Annotated in this window: 22 protein-coding genes; 5 read left to right on the top strand and 17 right to left on the bottom strand. The window is 47.1% G+C overall.

Translation table 11 applies throughout. The features are described 5' to 3' along the window. Positions 1-72: 72 nt before the first annotated feature. Positions 73-1,677 carry an AraC family transcriptional regulator gene (locus tag G9U52_RS24185; protein ID WP_166153228.1) on the top strand — a complete coding sequence of 535 codons (1,605 nt, stop codon included), beginning with the start codon at positions 73-75 and terminating at the stop codon, positions 1,675-1,677. Positions 1,678-1,811: 134 nt separating this feature from the next. Here the strand turns inward: G9U52_RS24185 and G9U52_RS24180 are convergent, their stop codons facing one another. Both G9U52_RS24180 and G9U52_RS24175 read right to left on the bottom strand, forming a co-directional pair. Beyond that, positions 1,812-2,150 carry a hypothetical protein gene (locus G9U52_RS24180; protein WP_166153227.1) on the bottom strand — a complete coding sequence of 113 codons (339 nt, stop codon included), beginning with the start codon at positions 2,148-2,150 and terminating at the stop codon, positions 1,812-1,814. A gap of 111 nt (positions 2,151-2,261) precedes the next feature. Beyond that, positions 2,262-2,486: a DUF1128 domain-containing protein gene (locus G9U52_RS24175; protein ID WP_166153226.1), complete on the bottom strand. Its 225-nt coding sequence runs from the start codon at positions 2,484-2,486 to the stop codon at positions 2,262-2,264. A gap of 133 nt (positions 2,487-2,619) precedes the next feature. Between G9U52_RS24175 and G9U52_RS24170 the strand changes: the two genes are divergently transcribed. After that, positions 2,620-3,021, top strand: coding sequence for a secondary thiamine-phosphate synthase enzyme YjbQ (locus G9U52_RS24170; protein WP_166153225.1), 402 nt, complete (start codon positions 2,620-2,622; stop codon positions 3,019-3,021). Positions 3,022-3,045: 24 nt separating this feature from the next. On the opposite strand, the gene G9U52_RS24165 is transcribed toward G9U52_RS24170, so the two are convergent. From G9U52_RS24165 to G9U52_RS24155, 3 genes are all read right to left on the bottom strand, one after another. Further along, complete coding sequence (locus tag G9U52_RS24165) at positions 3,046-3,633, bottom strand: TetR/AcrR family transcriptional regulator (RefSeq protein ID WP_166153412.1); 588 nt, start codon at positions 3,631-3,633, stop codon at positions 3,046-3,048. Between the two features lie 165 nt (positions 3,634-3,798). Next, positions 3,799-4,455, bottom strand: a complete 657-nt coding sequence (locus tag G9U52_RS24160) for a YigZ family protein (RefSeq protein WP_166153224.1) — start codon at positions 4,453-4,455, stop codon at positions 3,799-3,801. 82 nt (positions 4,456-4,537) lie between these two features. Continuing rightward, a complete protein-coding gene (locus tag G9U52_RS24155) occupies positions 4,538-5,893 on the bottom strand; it encodes a glucose-6-phosphate isomerase (RefSeq protein ID WP_166153223.1) in 1,356 nt (451 codons plus the stop codon). 136 nt (positions 5,894-6,029) lie between these two features. Here G9U52_RS24155 and G9U52_RS24150 point away from each other — a divergent pair, with 136 nt between their 5' ends. Further along, a complete protein-coding gene (locus G9U52_RS24150; RefSeq protein WP_166153222.1) occupies positions 6,030-7,301 on the top strand; it encodes an NAD(P)-binding domain-containing protein in 1,272 nt (423 codons plus the stop codon). A 167-nt stretch (positions 7,302-7,468) separates the two neighbouring features. On the opposite strand, the gene ppnP is transcribed toward G9U52_RS24150, so the two are convergent. Further along, a complete protein-coding gene (ppnP, locus tag G9U52_RS24145) occupies positions 7,469-7,786 on the bottom strand; it encodes a pyrimidine/purine nucleoside phosphorylase (RefSeq protein WP_166153221.1) in 318 nt (105 codons plus the stop codon). Positions 7,787-7,844: 58 nt separating this feature from the next. Then, on the bottom strand, positions 7,845-9,854 hold the full coding sequence (tkt, locus tag G9U52_RS24140; protein WP_166153220.1) for a transketolase: 2,010 nt from the start codon (positions 9,852-9,854) through the stop codon (positions 7,845-7,847). A gap of 298 nt (positions 9,855-10,152) precedes the next feature. Here tkt and G9U52_RS24135 point away from each other — a divergent pair, with 298 nt between their 5' ends. Next, positions 10,153-11,238: a GGDEF domain-containing protein gene (locus G9U52_RS24135; RefSeq protein ID WP_166153219.1), complete on the top strand. Its 1,086-nt coding sequence runs from the start codon at positions 10,153-10,155 to the stop codon at positions 11,236-11,238. Between the two features lie 91 nt (positions 11,239-11,329). Here G9U52_RS24135 and purU read toward each other — a convergent pair whose 3' ends face one another. After that, positions 11,330-12,223, bottom strand: a complete 894-nt coding sequence (purU, locus tag G9U52_RS24130) for a formyltetrahydrofolate deformylase (RefSeq protein ID WP_166153218.1) — start codon at positions 12,221-12,223, stop codon at positions 11,330-11,332. A 35-nt stretch (positions 12,224-12,258) separates the two neighbouring features. Then, complete coding sequence (locus G9U52_RS24125; RefSeq protein WP_166153217.1) at positions 12,259-13,371, bottom strand: deoxyribonuclease IV; 1,113 nt, start codon at positions 13,369-13,371, stop codon at positions 12,259-12,261. A 154-nt stretch (positions 13,372-13,525) separates the two neighbouring features. Here G9U52_RS24125 and G9U52_RS24120 point away from each other — a divergent pair, with 154 nt between their 5' ends. After that, positions 13,526-13,951 carry a DUF2621 domain-containing protein gene (locus G9U52_RS24120; RefSeq protein ID WP_166153216.1) on the top strand — a complete coding sequence of 142 codons (426 nt, stop codon included), beginning with the start codon at positions 13,526-13,528 and terminating at the stop codon, positions 13,949-13,951. Between the two features lie 6 nt (positions 13,952-13,957). Here G9U52_RS24120 and G9U52_RS24115 read toward each other — a convergent pair whose 3' ends face one another. From G9U52_RS24115 to G9U52_RS24080, 8 genes are all read right to left on the bottom strand, one after another. Then, positions 13,958-14,698 (bottom strand): glycerophosphodiester phosphodiesterase, encoded by a 741-nt coding sequence (locus G9U52_RS24115; protein WP_166153215.1) that lies wholly within the window; start codon positions 14,696-14,698, stop codon positions 13,958-13,960. Between the two features lie 87 nt (positions 14,699-14,785). After that, positions 14,786-14,968 carry a YjfB family protein gene (locus G9U52_RS24110; RefSeq protein WP_166153214.1) on the bottom strand — a complete coding sequence of 61 codons (183 nt, stop codon included), beginning with the start codon at positions 14,966-14,968 and terminating at the stop codon, positions 14,786-14,788. Positions 14,969-15,048: 80 nt separating this feature from the next. Further along, positions 15,049-15,234: a hypothetical protein gene (locus G9U52_RS24105; RefSeq protein WP_166153213.1), complete on the bottom strand. Its 186-nt coding sequence runs from the start codon at positions 15,232-15,234 to the stop codon at positions 15,049-15,051. A 31-nt stretch (positions 15,235-15,265) separates the two neighbouring features. Further along, positions 15,266-15,805, bottom strand: a complete 540-nt coding sequence (locus tag G9U52_RS24100; RefSeq protein WP_166153212.1) for a DUF1003 domain-containing protein — start codon at positions 15,803-15,805, stop codon at positions 15,266-15,268. Continuing rightward, complete coding sequence (locus G9U52_RS24095) at positions 15,802-16,041, bottom strand: helix-turn-helix domain-containing protein (protein ID WP_166153211.1); 240 nt, start codon at positions 16,039-16,041, stop codon at positions 15,802-15,804. The genes G9U52_RS24100 and G9U52_RS24095 overlap by 4 nt, the downstream gene beginning before the upstream one ends. Before the next feature lie 260 nt (positions 16,042-16,301). Further along, positions 16,302-17,171, bottom strand: coding sequence for a carbohydrate ABC transporter permease (locus tag G9U52_RS24090; RefSeq protein WP_311764922.1), 870 nt, complete (start codon positions 17,169-17,171; stop codon positions 16,302-16,304). A 28-nt stretch (positions 17,172-17,199) separates the two neighbouring features. Continuing rightward, the gene (locus tag G9U52_RS24085) at positions 17,200-18,168 is read right to left on the bottom strand and encodes an ABC transporter permease (RefSeq protein WP_375790281.1); all 969 of its coding nucleotides are present in this window, start codon (positions 18,166-18,168) and stop codon (positions 17,200-17,202) included. A 117-nt stretch (positions 18,169-18,285) separates the two neighbouring features. Next, on the bottom strand, positions 18,286-19,794 hold the full coding sequence (locus tag G9U52_RS24080) for an extracellular solute-binding protein (protein ID WP_166153209.1): 1,509 nt from the start codon (positions 19,792-19,794) through the stop codon (positions 18,286-18,288). Positions 19,795-19,807: the final 13 nt, after the last annotated feature.

Raw genomic sequence — 19,807 nt, 5'->3', positions numbered from 1 at the left:
TGCTTTAATCATGGTATTGAGAATCATTATCGGCTTTATTATTTTTCGTACCATGGATTGGAGACTCGCTTAATGAAACCTATGCTGGACTCACCTACAAGCTATTCACTTTGCTGCCTCACCTCAATCCGCCATCGACGCCACCACCAACAAAATGTATTGTCCTATACTAAGATTCCTGCCTCCATGCTAATCTTTATTACGGAAGGCACGGGCTCTTTGCTGATCAATAATGAATGCTTTGATTTTGAACCCTTACAGCTTTATTATTTAACGCCGGGAATGCAAATAGATGTATCGTTGGGCTCCGAATGCTTGGCTTATTACTCACTGCAATTGGCGTATTATGGCGGAGCTGCCGGAGAAAGCAATGGCGACTCTATTCATTTACATAACAAGGAGCTGCCCCTTTTTACTTCGGGGCGTGTGCAGGTCACAAATGCCCGCCCTCTCTTGAAGCGTATTGAGCTACTTTATGACAATAGCGTAAGTCAAACGCCGACCTTCCAGCATCACCTGCAATTCCAGGAGTTGCTCTATTTCATTATGCAGGAGGGCTCCAAAAAGCTGGAGGAGTCCTCTTCATTACAGGGCATTCAACAAGCGGCTGCCTACATACAAGCACATTTTCATGAGCAGTTGGAGATGAAAACCTTAGCGGTAATGGCAGGGCTCACCCCCAGCTCATTCTCGCGCTTATTTAAGAAAATGATGGGCGAATCCCCCCTCGCTTACTGGGTTCGATTGCGGATGGAAAGCGCCAAAGAGCTACTGTCGCATAAGGACTGCAGGATTAAAGAGGTTTCTGCCTCCGTCGGCTATGACGACGAATTTTATTTCAGCCGTGTGTTTCACCGTACCGTTGGCATTTCCCCTTCGTTTTATATGAATCGTAAAAAAATGAAAATTGCTGTAGTCTCCTGTACACTTCTGCAGGACAGCTTGCTGTCGCTTGGGATTGAGCCTGTAGCAGCCGTTAATTGCTGTAGATATCCAGGCATGGACGATGCCGAATACGAGCAATTGCTTGCCAACAATTGGGCTGAGCTGCAGCATGCCCAGCCGGACCTTATTATTGGGGATGTCTACCACCAGCCGTTCTACCAGCAATTAAATTGCGTGGCTTCCTCGGTGATTCTGCTTACAGATACCGATTGGCTGGTCAATTATCGCAAAATGGGCGCGATGCTAGGGCAGCACCAGGAAGCAGCGTACACGCTGGGTCAATTGGCCTTACGTATAGCTGCTGCGCGGCGCATTCTAAACCATAGCATGAAAAATAAAACCGTGAGCGTGCTGCAGGTGAACCACCAGCATATAAGAATCCAAGGAACCATCAATCATCCGTTGAATGAATTGATTTACCAGGACCTAGGCTTAAAGCCGGGTCTAAATGTGCCGCTGCATACGAAAATCCTAGACCTCCCACCGGAATGGCTTCCTCCGTTGGAAGCCGATTATGTATTTATGCTCAAAAAAAATGCGGGCGCTGGCAGTGAAGCGATCTATGAGCGGATGCGCAAAACAGAAGCCTGGAAATCCATCCGTGCCGTCCAGAATGGCAAGGTTATGCTTATTCCCCAATGGATCCGGATGAGTTGGACACCTACAGGAAGAACAGCAATTATAGATGAGCTATTGAAAATGACCGACACCCGAAGCTCTCTTGTCAGATAGATCGCAGCCTGACTTTGATTGGTCTTTGGCATCAGGTCAATCGTTGATTCATCGGACTTACATAACAGCACAAAAAAACCTGGCACCCTCCACTCGGAGAAAACCAGGCTTGCTGTTTGCTTGCGCTACATGTGTTAAAAGACCCCGAAGCCAGGACCAAAGCCAGGGCCAAAGCCAGGACCAAAGCCAGGACCGAAGCCAGGACCGAAACCAGGACCGAAGCCAGGACCGAAACCAGGACCGAAGCCTCCAAAACCAGCAAAAGGTGCTGTGCCGATCGCCAATAGATCAAAAAGCACAAGTGGAATCAGCGCCGAAACCTTCACTTTCTTGCCTTTAATCGGAGCTACAATTAAACGATTTCCGCTAATGCGAACGAGCTTGCCGCTTACGGCAGTTCCATCTTTTTTAATTGCATAAATAGTTCGCCCTACTAGCTTCTGGACATCTTTTTTAACAATGGTTTGTCGCATATGCCTCCACCTCCATCCCTACGTTACCTGAGAACAGCTGCTTCACTAACACTCAGGACTACGCTATAGGATATGAGAGCTTACTCTGGATTGCGTGTATAGTTGTCCCTGTTAGACTTTGCGCAACCGCCCTAATTCCATCGTAATGGCTTCCATTTCACTAATGCTGAATTGTGATTTTCCTGCCACCATTTCATATATATCCTTTAAATCCTCATATTTTTCATCGTTTAGCTCCATCGCTTTCAAAGCGGCTCCCGTTGCCATCCGCAGCTTTGTTTTAATGGCTTCCATCATAAATTCTGTATTGGCTAAAGTATTTTCCGATAAATTCATTGCTCTCATCATCCTTTCGCGACAATTTCTGCCGATTGGCTGCATAGCCTATTATAATCATTCCCTTATTGTAACATGTTTTGTGATGATTCCGGCGATATATTATAATAGGATGAACAAGGAGGCGATTGTATTGATTCATACCCTGCATATTCAGACTAACCGTCGCGATGAAATGATCGATATTACCCAGCACATTGTTAAGCTCTTGAAGCAAGCATCGATGGAGGATGGAACCGCTACCATTTATTGCCCGCACACGACCGCAGGCGTCACGATTAATGAGAATGCCGATCCCGATGTGAAAGCGGATGTGCTTATGCGCTTAAATGAGGTTTACCCCTGGGAGCATCCACAGTACCAGCATGCGGAAGGCAACACTGCCGCGCATCTAAAAGCGATTACAGTCGGCTCCTCCCAAACCGTGCTTGTCGCAGGAGGGCGTCTTATTCTCGGACGTTGGCAAGGGATTTATTTCTGCGAGTTTGATGGTCCGCGGCAGCGTAACTGCCTGGTGCAATTTACGCATGGCTAAGTCTTCAACATTAGTGGGTAATCCCTAATAAAGCAAGCCTTCACTCAAAAATTTCACGTGCTGCTCGGCAAGCTTCTTGACATCCTCATAGGATTGCTGGTAGCGAATATTGTAAGAAATAAAGCCATGCATGGACATAAACAAGCTCCAGGGCAACGTGTACATCTTATGCTCATTGCCTGGATTACTCGCAATCACGGAACGCACGACCGTTGCGAATAACTCCAGGCATTGTGCTTGCTCAGTTCGGGAATACAACTGCAATTCCGAATTGTTAATCATGAACATAATCTCATAGTGGTAAGGATTCTCTAAGCCAAAGTGGATAAACTCCTGCATCAGCTTTTGCAATTGCCCCAGATCGCCCATGCGGGTACGGGCCAGCATCTCTCTTTGGCGGTCCAACAGCATATTAAAATCTCGATTGACCAAGGTGTAGAACAGATCCGCTTTTTCTTTAAAATGATAATATAAGGCTCCGTGGCTATAGCCCATGGCTTTTGCAATACTTCGCATCGTCAAAGCTTGATAGCCATGCTCAGCGAAGAGCAGCCTTGCCTCATCCAATATCCTTTCCCGACTCAGTTCCTGTACGACCGCTTTTCTGGCCAATACCATTCACTCGCTTTCCTGGTTTTATTTAAACAAGACCCGTTCGGGTAATTTGGCGTTGTTGCCTACCTCTGCGATATGTTTATGGTTTTGGTATAGGTAGGCGATCCTGGATTTATCACTATTATAGCACCTATGTTCGCTGTAAGGCTGACTTTATTCCTGCTAATTATTGTCTCCATTAGGCTGCCTTTCTGCATGCTCGATGTATTGCTCGGCTCCCAATGAAATCAAGCCCTGGCCTTGCGTAATGTCCCTCATTGCAGCTACAAATAGCTCCGCCTCACCGGCAATCGGCAAACAAACCATTGTTACTTTATCTGTAAACAACGTTTCACCTAGCAGCATCTTACGGCCACGCAGCTCGTTTTCTACTTTGCCATGCCACGTATAATCAATTTCAACAAGCACTTCACGGTGCAGCACCTGGTACACCGGCTCCGCAGCTGCAATGCCTGCAACGGCTGCATCGGTATAGGCACGCACCAATCCGCCAGCTCCTAGCATAATGCCTCCAAAATATCGGGTAACGACAACGGCTATATTTTTCAAGCCCTGGTGCTTAATGACCTCCATGATCGGCCTGCCCGCTGTACCGCTGGGCTCCCCATCATCCGACTGCTTCTGGATTTCGTCACGCTGCCCAACCATATATGCTGAACAATTGTGTGTAGCCGTCTTATGCTGCTGCTTGATGCTTTCAATAAATCGTGCTGCCTCCTCCTCAGTGGCCACCGGCTTGGCATGACCAATAAACCGTGATTTTTTGATGATGATTTCATCACTCCCGAGCCCTTTAACTGTCTTGAACTGATCTAGCATGAGCCGCCTCCTTGCTTATCCATTTGATGCAAAAAAAGCAGCACACCATCAAGATAAGGTGTACCGCTTTGTCTAGCTGCAATTACTTCGTAAGCCTTGCCTCAAGCTCAGCTTTCTCTGTCTCATAACCAGGCTTGCCCAGCAATGCAAACATGTTCTTCTTGTATGCTTCTACACCCGGTTGGTCGAACGGATTAACGCCTAACAAGTAGCCGCTGATTCCGCATGCTTTCTCGAAGAAGTAGACGAGGTAGCCAAACGTATAAGCGCTTGTATCGGGAATGGTCACGATCAGGTTCGGCACGCCGCCGTCTGTGTGTGCCAGCATGGTGCCTTCGAACGCTTTCTTGTTGACGAAATCCATCGTCTTGCCACTCAAGAAATTCAAGCCATCCAAATCGTTAGCGTCGGTTCCAATCGTAATCTGCTCTGCTGCCTCGGAAACCTGGATCACGGTCTCAAACAACGTACGATTGCCTTCTTGAACAAATTGTCCCATGGAATGCAAATCGGTCGAGAAATCGACAGCAGCCGGGAAAATCCCTTTATTGTCCTTGCCTTCACTTTCTCCGAATAACTGCTTCCACCATTCCGATACAAAATGCAGGGAAGGCTCGTAGTTGACCAAAATTTCCGTTGTTTTCCCTTTACGGTACAAGGCATTGCGTACAGCCGCATATTGATAGCTTTCATTTTCTTCAAGCTTAGGATTGCTGTATTCTGCCTTTGCATCTGCAGCACCACGCATAATCGCTTCAATATCGACACCAGCTGCGGCGATGGGCAACAAACCGACCGCTGTCAGCACGGAATAACGACCGCCTACGTCGTCTGGAATGACGAAGGACTCATAGCCTTCTGCGGTAGCCAGCTTCTTAAGAGCACCCTTTGAGTGGTCTGTAGTAGCGTATATCCGTTTGCGCGCTTCCTCGACTCCATATTTCTTCTCTAGCAGCTCACGGAAAATACGGAAGGCGATTGCAGGCTCTGTCGTTGTACCGGATTTGGAGATTACATTGACAGATAAATCTTTGCCTTCAAGCATCTCTAGCAAATGTGTCACATAAGTCGAGCTGATATTGTTGCCGACAAAATAAATCTCAGGCGTCTTGCGCTTGTCCTTAGGCAGCAAATTGTAGAAAGAGTGGGTTAACATCTCAATCGCCGCTCTGGCTCCTAGGTAAGAACCGCCAATACCAATGACGATTAAGACATCGGAATCGGAGCCGATTTTCTTAGCCGCTTTTTGGATGCGTGCAAATTCTTCTTTATCATAATCGACAGGAAGGTCGATCCAGCCCAAATAATCGGAGCCCGTCCCTGTTTTATTATGTAATTGATCATGCGCTAATTGGATGGGTGCCGCCAAATAGTCAACCTCATGCTGTTGTATAAAAGAAAGAGCTTTACTGTAATCAAACTTAAGCTTACTGCTCATTTGTCATCCTCCTGATAATCATTATCATGGCCAGCGCCACACAAACTTAGAATACTTTAATTCTCAACTTAAATGCAAGCCCCTCATTCCCAGTGTCTACCTAAAATGCTACAATAAGAGCAGAGGTGATGCGCTAATGAAGGTAGGATTTATTGGACTGGGCACAATGGGGACGCCTATGGTTATCAATTTGTTGAAGAGAGGGTTTTCTGTAACCGTCTACAACCGTACGGCTAGCAAAGCTGATGCGCTCGTTGTTCTCGGCGCCACTGCTGCAAGTACGCCGACCGAAGCGGCACAAGAAGCCGATGTCCTTATTACGATGCTAAGCGATGATGCCACGGTACAGGAGCTTATCCTAGGCAAGACCGGCATGCTCGATGGCTTGTCCGCAGGACAAACCGTCATCGATTGCAGTACGGTCTCCCCTGAGACGAGCCAACGTATTCACAAGGCGCTGCAGGAGCGCGCTATCGAATTCCTCGATGCCCCCGTCACCGGAAGCAAGCCTGGTGCGGAGAATGGCACCTTGGTATTTATGGTCGGCGGCAGCCAATCCGCACTGGACAAGCAACGGCCCGTATTCGAAGCGATGGGCACGAGAATCGTCCACATGGGCGCTTCCGGTTCCGGATCGGCTGCCAAGCTAGCCCACAATACAATCGCTGCCGTAAACCTGCTTGGCTTTATCGAAGGCCTATCGATGGCTACCAAGGCGGGCTTGGACCCCGAACGCTTTGTTGAGGTGGTGCTTGCCGGTGGAGCCTCCAGCAAGCAGGTGGAATCCAAAGGTGACAAAATCATCAACCGCGATTTCCGCAACCAGTTCTCGCTGCAATTAATGCTGAAGGACTTGCTGCTTGCCGGCGATTTATCCAACAGCTACCAGCTGCCCTTGCCCTTACAAAAAGCGGCGACCAGCATGTTTCAGATCGGGCTCGCCAAAGGGCTCGGTGACCAGGATACGAGCTCAATCATCCGTTGCTATGAGGATTGGATGCACACGGAAGTAACCAAGCAAGCTTCGGGGCAGGAGCGGCGGCGCAATACGCGTCTACACCTTAATATTCCCTTGCTGCTATCGGTTTATCAATGGGAGCAGGAAGGTGCATTTACCGGGCAAACGATCGAAGGCCAGCTGTTTGATTTATCTGAAACCGGCATCCAGATCGTCTCACCATTCCCACTGGCACAGGATATGTTCGTTGTGATCCATTTTCCGCAGGAGGCTGACCTTCCCCCTATAACGGCAAAGGTAATTCGCATCGAGAATGATAATGGCAATTTCCGTTACGGATGCATGCTGTCTGGACTGGCTCCTTATGTGCGCTTGAAGATCGAGGATTATATCGCCATTTATCCATTCATCTCTGGTGAGGACTACGAAACCGCCGAGAACCCCTATTAGAATTCCCTACTTAAGCCTTCAACTGCCTATTAACCTTCAACTAGGCTTAACCCATAATCCGGCAACACTGGCTTAAAGCTAAAAATACCCTGTCAAACCGCGTACATGCGTCCGACAGGGTATTTTCCATTGCAGTTATCCATCCTTAATTAGCTTGAACTGGATGCCTACTCTGCGATATAAGAGCAAATATAATCAGTTGCTGCGGTAACCTCTAGCTTGAACTTGGCATTGGCAGGCACGGTGAATTCTCCTGTACCGTCAATATGTAGCCATTCTTCTGCACCAGGAAGCAATACCTTCAGCTCCCCAGCTTGAATCTCCATAATTTCTTTGACATCCGTACCAAACTCATATTCGCCTGGTAGCATAATGCCCAGTGTTTTTTTCGTGCCATCCGCGAACACGATGGTACGGCTAGTTACTTTACCTTCAAAATATATATTCGCTTTCTTAACGGCCGAAACTTGATCGAACTGGGACATGGCTGTGTGCTCTCCTTTAGAGGAATTAAAAAGCTGATGCATGTTAAGGCGCTGATGCTTATTTCAACAATTGCTTAACGCGGGCTACAACATTTTCAACCGAGAAGCCGTACTCTTTGATGACCGTTGGTCCTGGAGCGGACGCACCAAAACGGTTAATCCCCAAGATGTCGCCTTGGTCGCCTACATAACGTTCCCAACCAAACGGGCTGCCCATTTCAATTGCAAGGCGTGCTTTAACGTCAGGAAGAATAACGGAATCTTTATATTCTTTGGATTGCTTGTCATAAAGCTCCCAGCTTGGCATGCTGATAACACGAACGGCAATGCCTTCTGCATTCAGCTGAGTTTGGGCAGCAATAGCCAGCTGTACTTCTGTGCCTGTAGCGATAATTTGCGCTTGCGGCTTACCGTTACCTGCATCGGACACCACATAAGCGCCACGGCTAAGCAAGGTTTTCGATTCTGCCGAGCCTTCAAGCTTCGCAGCTGATTGACGGGAGAAGATTAAGGCAACAGGGCCTGTCTTGTTCTCAACAGCATAACGCCATGCTGCTGCTGTTTCATTGCCATCAGCCGGACGGATAACCGTGATGCCTGGAATGATACGAAGCGCAGCCAATTGCTCGATCGGCTCATGCGTAGGACCATCTTCACCGACACCAATACTGTCATGGGTAAATACGTAGATCGCAGGAACACCCATAATGGCAGCCAAGCGAATCGCAGGACGCAGGTAATCGGAGAATACGAAGAAGGTTCCGCCGAACACTTTCAAGCCACCGTGCAGCAGCATACCATTAATGGCAGCACCCATACCGAATTCACGTACGCCGAAATAAATATTTTGGCCGTTATAATTTTTAGCTGTTACAACGCCAAGGTCTTTCAAATGCGTCATTGTCGACGATTCCAAATCAGCAGAACCACCCACGAGCCAAGGCACGTTTTTGGCAATTGCGTTCAATACAGTACCGGAAGCTGTACGTGTTCCCTTTTCGGCTGGTGCGCCTTCAGGAATATCCTTGTCCCAGCCTTCTGGAAGGTCGCCGCTAATGGCCAATTGGAATTGTTTAGCCAGCTCTGGATAAGCCACTGCATACTCATCGAACAACTTCTGCCAATTTTCGTTGGTTTGGATCCCTTTTTTCTTAATTTCTGCGAAATGCTCGGTTACTGCGGTTGGCACGAAGAAATCCTCATGGGCATCCCAAGCATAAAATTTCTTTGTCAATAAGACTTCATCAAGACCTAGCGGAGAACCATGGGGACCTAGATGTCCACCCTTGCCGCCTTTATTCGGGCTTCCGTATCCGATCACGGTTTTCACTTCAATTAAAGTAGGGCGATAATCCGTATGGGCTTGGTTAACTGCGTCATGGATCGCTGCCAGATCGTTGCCGTCATCAACACGAAGCACCTGCCAGCCGTAGCCTTCGAAACGGTCCATTACATTTTCCGAGAAGCTTAAATTCAATTCGCCATCCAATGAAATATCATTGGAATCGTACAATACGATCAGCTTGCCCAGCTTCAAATGTCCAGCTAATGAAGCAGCCTCGGAGGATAGCCCTTCCATCAAGTCGCCGTCACCGCAAATAACATAAGTATAGTGGTCAACAATTTCGAATTTTTCTTTATTGTACACGTCACCTAGCTGTGCTTCTGCCAAAGCCATACCTACAGCCATGCCCAAGCCTTGTCCAAGAGGACCAGTTGTAGCGTCTACACCCGCAGTATGTCCAACTTCTGGATGACCAGGTGTTTTGCTTCCCCATTGGCGGAATTTCTTCAATTCCTCCATTGGCAAATCGTAGCCACTCAAATGCAGTAAGCTATATAGCAGCATAGAACCATGTCCCGCCGAAAGTACGAAACGGTCCCGGTTAATCCATGTCGGGTTATCTGGATTATGGTTCATAAATTTCGTGAATAGCTCATAACCCATAGGTGCAGCACCCATTGGCATACCCGGGTGACCGGAATTCGCCTTCTCAATGGCATCGATCGATAGTGTACGAATCGTATCGATAGATAATTGTTCAATCGCTTTATTAATGACCGTCATTGATAGTACCTCCTAAATTTGTTGGGGCAGTTAACATTTCATACCATTTAATAAAAAATACAGGGTTTTGTTAACGTGTGCATTCAAAGCTTTTTCGAACAAAACTCACTTGCACCATTTTACCATTGTCCGTTTCAGTTTGCCAACTTAAAACCTACAATTAATAAAAAAAATCATTTCCTGGTTTATACATCCATCGCAAAGGAATTTCCTATTCTTTGGAGAATATGTATGATTCGGAATCGTTTTGGATCAATAGTCCTGGGACTACTGTAATTAGGATGGGTGGGAGTGGAAGATGAACCTTCTATTATTGGAGTTGGGCAGCAAACGCCACACTTATCGGAAATTGCTAGATTTATATTGGATCACCATCGTGCTCACCCTGCTGCTGGAATTTCTATTGCATCACCCGCAGGCATCGCCTGCTCCGCATTTGTTTTACTATTCGATGGTATTGCAGGCTCTGGGGCTCTCTGCCATCACCGGCATAGCCGAAATGCTCTACCGCTATCGCAAAATACATAATGATGACCTGTTACTTGTCGCTGGCATTATTTATGCTTCAACGATCATCTACATGAATCCGACCATCGGCATCGTACCTGCGATTTATATTTTCCCTATTTTGACGTCCGTGTTATCCTTCAGCAAAAACCGTATTTTTTTTGCTTATTTCCTGGTTATGGCCTGTTTTATGCTGTTATATATGTTTTCTCCGGAACTGCGTATCTCCATGCAGCCCCTTCATATCATAGGCATCCTATTTCTCTACATAGGTGTAACCGTTATTTCTTTGACTGTGACGACAAGTGGCATTGAGCTATTGCATAATCTGAACCAAGCTACCCAAACCAAGCAAGAGCTGCTCGTCCAAACCATTATTATGGACAAGCTCTCCAAGATGGATGCCTTGACCAAGCTTTATAACCATAAAACCTTTCATGAATACCTGGAAAAGCTAATTGAGCAAAATGAACGCAATAACCTGCCTTTGCAGCTAGCCATCATGGACATCGACAATTTCAAAAAAATTAATGATACCTACGGGCATTGGGTCGGTGATATTATTCTTCAGCGGGTGGCTCAAGCCATAAACGAAAGTGTGACCTCCAATGATTTTGTTGCCCGTTATGGGGGCGAGGAATTTGCGGTCATCTTCGCTGACAAAAGCTTGGAGCAATCCTATTTTATCTCCGAGCAAATTCGTGAAAAGCTTGCGCTGACGCTGCATCCGGAGCTGGACTTACAAGCCGCTACCTTAAGCATTGGCTTACAGGACTTTTCCCGGGGTGAAAGCAAGGAAGCACTATTCAAGGGTGCAGACGCTTCGCTCTATCTGGCCAAGCGCTCAGGAAAAAATCAAACTGCGATTAGTGCATAAAAAGCGGCTTCGCCCCGGAACAACCGGTTGGCGAAGCCGCTATTTGTTTTGTGGCAGCCTATGAGCCTGCCCTATAGTTCATGACACACAACTAATTAAACACGACCGTTTTATTGCCATGCACGATCACTCGATCCTCCACATGCCACGAAACCGCCCGAGCCAATACGATCCGCTCAATATGGCGGCCAATCCTCTTGAGGTCATCCACATTGTCGCGATGGCTTACACGCTGCACATCCTGCTCGATAATCGGCCCCCCATCCAGCTCCTCAGTAACGTAATGCGCAGTGGCCCCTATAATTTTCACGCCACGGTTATAGGCTTGCGCATACGGCTTGCCGCCAACGAAGGCGGGGAGAAAGGAATGGTGGATGTTAATGATCCGGTTGGCAAAATGCTCAATAAATTTGGGGGAAATGATTTGCATATACCTTGCCAGCACAACGGCATCCACCTTGTCGACCACAAGCTCTAGCTGGCTGCGCTCCGCTTCCGCTTTGGTATCGGCAGTGACCGGGATATGGTGGTACGGAATGCCGAATGATTCCACCAAGCCGCGCAGGTCATTATGGTTGCTGATTACCATCGCAATTTCCGCTTCCAGGTCTCCAGCCTGCCACTGCCATAGCAGCTCAAGCAGGGCATGGTCCTCCTTGGATACGAAGATCGCCAGGCGCTTCTTGCGTCCTGCCCGATTAATCGTCCATTCCATGCTAAAGCGGTCAGCCACCTTGGCAAACTCCGTTTTCAGCTGATCCCGCCGCGCATCCAGATTATCCAAATCGAATTCAAGCCGGATATAAAACATCCCGCCTTCCGGATCGATCGTATACTGGTCGGACTGGACAATGTTTGCTTCATGCTCAAATAAAAAGCGGGATACCGCGGCAACGATCCCCGGCTGATCCGGGCAAGAGACAAGCATCCTCGCACGGTTTCTTAATTCACTTCGACTGCCTTTTGGCGCTATATTCGGTGTCATGGTGCTGCTGGCTCCTCATCCTTTGAAATCGTGACTTACTTGGCTCCGGCAAACCAGCCTGTTAACCTTTGGTTAATCTCTTCCTCGTTTAACTCCGGGAACAAACCTTCTGCGATAACTGTATCATAAAGCCGCTCCATGGGCTCGCGTGCATCCGCTTTTTTGGCTTTGGCATCGGTCTTCAGCACCTCCCAGGTTTGCAGCACAAAATCACGGTGCTGCACATCCCGTTTGGCGAAAAAATGCTCCAGCCGCTCGATATCCTCCATAAAACCGGCACCAAACCGCTTCTCTGCTGTCCCGCTTAGCAGGGCAATTTCTGCCGCGTACATCGGCCGCTGTGTCCGATCTTCTTTACCAATCCAAGGTGTTTCCAGGATGAATGGCAGATGCTTCAGCTTATCATGGTGCACAATACGGTTCATCGCATCGAAGCCGATCCAGCCCGCACCTACTGGAGCATGGCGGTCCTTGCCGGCGCCTTTGGGATTTTTGCTGTCGTTTAAATGCACAACACCGATCCTGTTCAACCCAACCACCTTGTCAAAATGCTCCAGCACGGCATCCAGATTATTAATAATATCATAACCGGCGTCATGGATGTGGCAGGTGTCCATACATACCGATAGCCGGCCATTATCTTCGACCATTCCAATAATAGCGGCCAGCTCCTCAAAGCTTCGGCCAAGCTCCGTGCCTTTGCCTGCCATCGTCTCAAGGGCAATATTCACTTGCGTATCCTTGACGCCTGCTAAAACTACATTCAGCCCATCAGCAATCCGCTTTAAGCCAAACTCCGCATCCATCTCTGTGAAGGCGCCCGGGTGAAGCACGATCTGCCGAACACCCAAGTAATCCGTGCGGCGAATTTCCTCTTGCAGAAAACGAACCGCCAGCTCAAATGTATCTTCTTTATAGGAGCCCAAATTAATGATATAAGGGGCATGCACAATAATTTCGCCCATGCCATGCTCGTCCATGACGGCTTTACCCTCTTCAACGAACTGCTCCTCGATTGGCTTACGGCGTGTATTCTGGGGGGCACCCGTATAAACCATAAATGTAGAGGAGCCGTAGGAAGCCGCTTCTGTAGCCGCATTTAATAAACCTTTATCTGAAAACGATACGTGGGAACCGATTCTAGGCATCGTAAAACTCATCTCCTTTATTTCAGGCACTTTCTTATTTTACTAGGATTGTGACAATAAATCTAGAACACCTGCAGAAATTCATCACATCCGGTGAAAGCCACTTTTGATGGCTGAGAAAATAAGTTATACTAAGAAAGAGGTGACCAATACAATGAACACTTGGTTTATGTGGTTTATCATATTTTGGGTTTTCTTGCTCATTACTTTTATGTCCATTGGCGGCTTCTTTATGTTCCGCAAATTTATGAAGGTGCTGCCGAAGGCGGATGGCAAGTCCAAGCTCGATTGGCAAAACCACTATGTAGAAACATCCCGGCATTTATGGACGGATGAATCCAAAGAGCTGCTCAACGTACTTGTTGACCCGGTTCCTTCTCCGTTTCGTGATATCGCCCGCCACTCGATTGCCGCAAGAATTGCCCAGGTGGCACTCGAACGCAAGGCCAACTCGATTACGCAGGACCATTGCATCGAAGGCTATATCCTAGCTACGCCCAAACGCGACTACAACAGCCTAACGTCCTATTTGGACAAAAAGCAGATCGATTACAGTGCTTACAAGCATTTGCTGAACTAAAGGCAGCTAATGAGCTTCGCGCAAGGCTCTAAGCCTTCCTGGATAGTCGGTTATGATGCCCGACACACCGGTGGCTAGAGCTTTTTTTAGTTCGTCCTCGGCATTAATCGTATACGGATATACCCGCAGTCCGTTCTGCACGGCGTCCCCTACATCCTCCGCATCTATCAGCCGGTAAGCAGGATGCAACGAGTACACCTCGATTCCTGCCGATGCCGCCATCTGGCGGTGGCTTTGAAAGTTGGCGCTGTAGAGCAGCCCTATTTTAAGCTGCGGCTCCGCGCGCTTTAGCTTAACGAGAATTTTGTGGTTAAACGAAGAAACAACCACGCTATCCAAACGGTTATATTGCTCGATAAGCTGTAGCAAGCGTTGCTGAAGCCGATCACTATAGGCACATTTCACCTCTATATTAATCATAATTTCCGCTGGAACTAAAACGAATATTTCCTCCAAGAGCGGCAGCTTCTCTGCGGAAAAATGCGCAGCAAACCAGCTGCCCGCATCCAGCTTCCGCAGCTCCTCTACGGTCATCAAGCTAATTTCTCCGCTCCCATTAGTCGTCCGGTCTACAGTAGCATCATGGCATACGATAAGCTCGCCATCCGCCGATTCGTGAATATCCAGCTCCAAAGCCTCCGCTTTTTGCTCCAATGCGAGCTGGAACGACCCCAATGTATTCTCAGGCGCTTCTCCCGCAGCACCCCGATGGCCAATAATGATCGTTTTGTATGCATTCTGTTCCATTTATTTATTCCTCCTCGGTTCATATTAATGATGAAAAAGGGCAAAGCTCTGCGCATACAGATGCTTAACCCTACAGGGTGTGGGCTTTCAAATTTTAATATCCAATGTTTTACCCAAATGAGGATGCTGAGCCGCAGCAAAATCCTGCAGTAATGTTGCCGCTTGGGATGCTTGCAAATCCTTGGTTTTACCTAATAAGACAACACCAACCGTTTGCTTCAGCATGTCGGTGCCGCTTATAGCAGCCATAAGGCTAGCGTTGATTTCCATACCCATCACCCTTTTCTATATAGTGATCATGAAGCCCACTCTATACATATCGGTTAGGGGACAACCATATTTTAGCCCCTTTATTCCCTTAGTGCATCCCTCAGCTTGGTCGACATAAGGCTAGCGTCCTTATTGAAAATAAGCTCTCGGAGCCTTACCAGCTCCTGCTTTAATCGGGTATTTTCTTGCGTAAGCCTCTCTACCGTTTCCAGTAGCTGCGGCACATTTGGCGCCTCGTTGCTTGGGCTTGCCTGTAAATCGTCCATGATAACCCTCCCGTCCAATCGATGTTAACTATTATTTCCGTTCTAGCAATAGCTGCTTGATCTCAGCCAATTCGGCTCTCATTTCGCTTTTAAACGCCAAAAGCTCCACTTCAGCAAATCTCTGTTCCAGATGCGCTAAATGCTTTTGAATAGTATGTATCTCTTTCTCAGCTTTATAATTGATCGCATAGTCAATAATCGACTCATGCTTATCACGGGCAGATTGCCTGTTCTGCGACATCATAATAATCGGAGCCTGGAAGCCGGCCAGAAAAGACAGCACCAGATTCAGCAGGATAAACGGCGATTCGTCAAAATGAATGACCTTGGTCAAGGACAAGCTATTAAACACAATCCAAAAAATCAAAATCCCAAAAAATACATTGATGAATCTCCAGCTGCCTCCGAATTGGGCTATTTTATCAGCAAACTTGTCCGACCATTTCGTAGTATTGGCATAATTCTCATTCAAATGGGAAGTGACCTTAGCCTCAAAATCCTTGACAAGCCGATCAATCCTACCCTCACGGCCCCGATCGCTTGCTTCCTCAGGAGCATCGTGTTTGGTCATCGCTCATCTGCCCCTTTACCTGCGACTGAATCGTAGCCGGCAAGGGCTAGGAGCTCTGTGCTGTTTTCAACCTTTAAGGCATAGGCAAGGGAAGCTACAATCTCTCTGGATGGTTGGATTCTGCCATTTTCAATTGAATTCAAGATCGAATAGCTAATGCCCGCTTTCTCCCCGAGTTTACGCAATGAAATGTCTCTTAGCTGCCGCAATTCTTTAAGCTTAGTTCCAAATTCCATCGGTCGGGTCTCCTTTTATTGGCGATTATACAAATGATGATTCAGATGATGATTCAAGCGATGATTCCTATGTATTATACTATAGTTTTCAATGGTTTAAATACCCGTTTCCTTATGCGACAAGACAGATCTCTTCTTGCTTTCACCCATTGGGACTTGCACCCAAAATAGCGCCCCTGCTGGGCGCACCGCAAAAAAGGACCCTTCAGTTACTGAAAGGACCCTGTATCTTACATTGGTCAACCTTTCTTGCATAGACGTCAGCCTTTCACAGACCCAACCATAACCCCTTTGGCAAAATGCTTTTGCAGGAAAGGATAGATGAACAGGATGGGAAGAATCGCGAGGATGATCGCCGCTGAACGGACGGTCTCCGACGGGGGAGCGGAATCGCCAATGGAGGCTTCCATGCCGGAGGTTGAGGCGCGATTATCCAAAACCAATGATTTCACCAGTACCTGCAGCGTCCATTTTTTGGAGTCGGTCAAAAACATTAAGGCATTAAAATAGGTATTCCAATGAGCCACAGCAAAAAACAAGAAAAATGCGGCAAGTGCGGGCTTGCTAAGCGGCAATATAATGCGTCCAAAAACACCGAGGTCCGTACAGCCATCGATTTTGGCGGATTCAATCACTTCTACGGGCAATGAATCCATGAAGCTTTTTACAACAATCAGGCTCCATGCATTCGTCAGTGAAGGTAAAATTAGCGCCCAGTACGAATTCATTAAGCCCAGCTCTTTAACCAGAAAAAAGCTAGGGATTAACCCTGCGCTGAACACCAAGGAAAAAACGACAATCCCGTAAATCCATTTTCGGTGAGGCAATCTTTTCTCGGTCAAGCCGTAAGCCATGGTGAAGGTAAAAACCAAATTTAAAATCGAGCCTACGATTGTAATGAATAGTGTGCTGTTCAAGGCATTCAGGAAGCTATCGGATGATAAAATATAAGAATACGCAGCTAAAGATAATTTTTCTGGAATTAAATGGAACTCATAAGGGATATACACGGCTCTGTCTGTCAAGGACAAGCTGAGTACATATACGAAAGGAAACAGACAGGATACCGAGATGATCGCCAACAATGTATAATTCACAATATCGAATACTGTTATTTTTTTATGCTGCACAAAGCTCAATGTTGATTCCTCCTATCCGTTAGTAAATGCCTTCATGTCCCAGTTTTTTGACAATGTAGTTCGAGGCCATGACAAGCGCTAAACCAACCAGCCCTTTAAAAAATCCTACGGTAACACCCACACTATACATACCGCGTAGGATCCCATTGTTATATACATACGTATCGAACACATCGCCCACATTGCGAACCAATGGGTTCATCATCAGCAGCACCTGCTCGAAATTCACATCCGTAATATGGCCCAGCCGCAGAATTAACAGGATAACGATCGTTGGGCGTATGGCCGGTAAAGTTACATGCCAGATTTGTTTAAACCGGCTTGCCCCATCCACGACGGCGGCCTCATACCTCTCCGGGTTGACTCCGGCAATCGCTGCCAAGAAAATAATCGTGCCCCAACCTGCATCCTTCCATATACTTTGTACCGTGACCATTCCCCAAAATAGCTTGCTGTCATTTAAAAAAGAATACGGTTCGAGCCCAACCGCTCGAATAACCTTATTGATCAAACCAACATCCACGGATAACATGAAAAAGGTCAGGCTCGCGATAACGACCCACGATAAAAAATGCGGCATGTAGATTAAGGATTGATTGATCCTTTTGAATACCTCGTGACGAACCTCATTAAGCATAACCGCCAATAAAATAGGCAACGGGAAAAAGAAGACAAGGCCAAACACATTAATTAATAACGTGTTGCGCAGCATGATATAAAAATGCTCATCGGCAAACATTTCGTTGAAATGCTTCAATCCGACCCAAGGGCTGGCGGCAAATCCGTCGATAGGGCTGTAATCTTTAAAGGCGAGCAGCAGGCCCCACATCGGCACAATCTTAAAGACGGTAAAAAACAAAAATCCGGGTATGACCAGCAGATACATATGCCTGTATTTCACATATGGCGACCAAGGCAAACGCGATCGGGCTCGTTCCCGGGAGCTTGCAGCCTTTTTTAACGTTACCTTTTGAACATCCATCATCATGCTCCTTCCATTAAAAAGGGGAAGCCAACGGGGCAGATCGTAACGGATTGTGACAGTACGAGCAGCCATATAGCCGTACAAGCATCCATCCCATTGGCCTGTGTTAGATCATAAAATTTATTTACCAAAATATTCCTTATAGCTAGCAGCAAGCTCTACGAACGACTTTTTCAATACCGCATTGTTCCTTAAGCCCTCAATATATTGCTTGTATTGGTCCATCGTAATAATGCCCATAATCGCTTCTGTTCGTTTCTTCTCGAATTCATCGGCAAATTTTGGCCATTCCGCTGTCCAAGTGGTCGAACGGATAATCCGGAAAGGATCAACTGTCAGCTCATTATAAAGCGGCTTTACTTTTTCACGATTGGCTAAATCGACCTCAATGGGGGCTAGCGGGCTATCTACTTTATCCCACTCATTTCTTTTGATCGTAAACGGATCGTTGGTAAAGCTTTGAATTTCCTTGAGCCCAATTTCGGTCATGATATATTTTCCGTTCTCTACCTTATGGTGGATGCCTTCATATCCATAAAATAACGCCTTGGAATTCTCGTCGCTGGCTGCCATATTGAATACATCCAGTATTTTTTTCACCTTTTCTTCCGGTACTTTTTTCGAAATGAACAGGCCGCCCGTAAACCCTGGCTCCAGATAAGCGCTATAGCCGCCTGGCCCTTTAAGCGATGGAATGAGCTCTACGCTGGCTTTGGGGTTCACCTTTTTGTTTTCCTGGTCCATCCGGTATTGATGCCAGAAATTTTTGGTGTGGAAGATCGTTTTACCTGAACCGAAGAAATTATCCGGCTCTAGGCCCTTAACTGCGGAAAACTCCTTGGACATCAAGCCATCCTTGTACAATTTGGCATACCAATCCACCATACTCGTGTACGCATCGCTCAGCAAATTCCGGTACATACCGCCTTCTGTATTGTACTGTGGAGTGAACGTACCGAAGGATGAAGCAATCGATTCGAAAAACAACGTTCCGATCAGCTTATTTCCTGTATCCTTAGCTTTAATCTGCTTCAGCGCCGTATACAGCTCATCCGTCGTTTTGGGTAAAGGCAAGCCTACCTCATCCAGCAAATCCTTGCGGATCATCCAGCCTGTATTAATTTGCGAGCGGGCCCTCGGCACGAAGAAATACGTACCTTTATATTTTGAATATTTCCATGCGGCTTCAGGTATATTCTTTTTAAGATTCGGATATTTGCTTAAATCCCCCAGCAGCGGCCCCAAATCCCAAAAAACGCCCTTATCCACTGCGTTTAGGGTGCCGATATCGTGAGGGTTTTGCGCTGATATGACATCCGGTAATTCGCCCGTTGCCATCGCCAAATTCAGCTTGGTTTGAAATTCGACGTCCGGAATCCATTCAATAGCCAATTGCAGGTTGTTATCCTTCTGGAATTTGGTCCAAAACTGATTTTTCATATCGGGAACCGCAGCGAAAGTGGATACCATCGTACTGTAGGCAAAAGGCTTATTGTCCGCTACAGCCGGCTTGCTGTCTGTGCCTTTGGCATCATTGGCTGCTGGAGCGGCGGTACAGGCAGCGAGTGCAGATAAGGCCATACCTAGTGCTAGATACCCGGCTGTCTTTGACAACACTTTACTTGGCATTTTAATCATCCCC

The sequence above is a fragment of the Paenibacillus agricola genome, assembly GCF_011440305.1.
Taxonomy (GTDB): domain Bacteria; phylum Bacillota; class Bacilli; order Paenibacillales; family NBRC-103111; genus Paenibacillus_S; species Paenibacillus_S agricola.
This window is presented reverse-complemented; position numbering and strand designations above follow the sequence as displayed.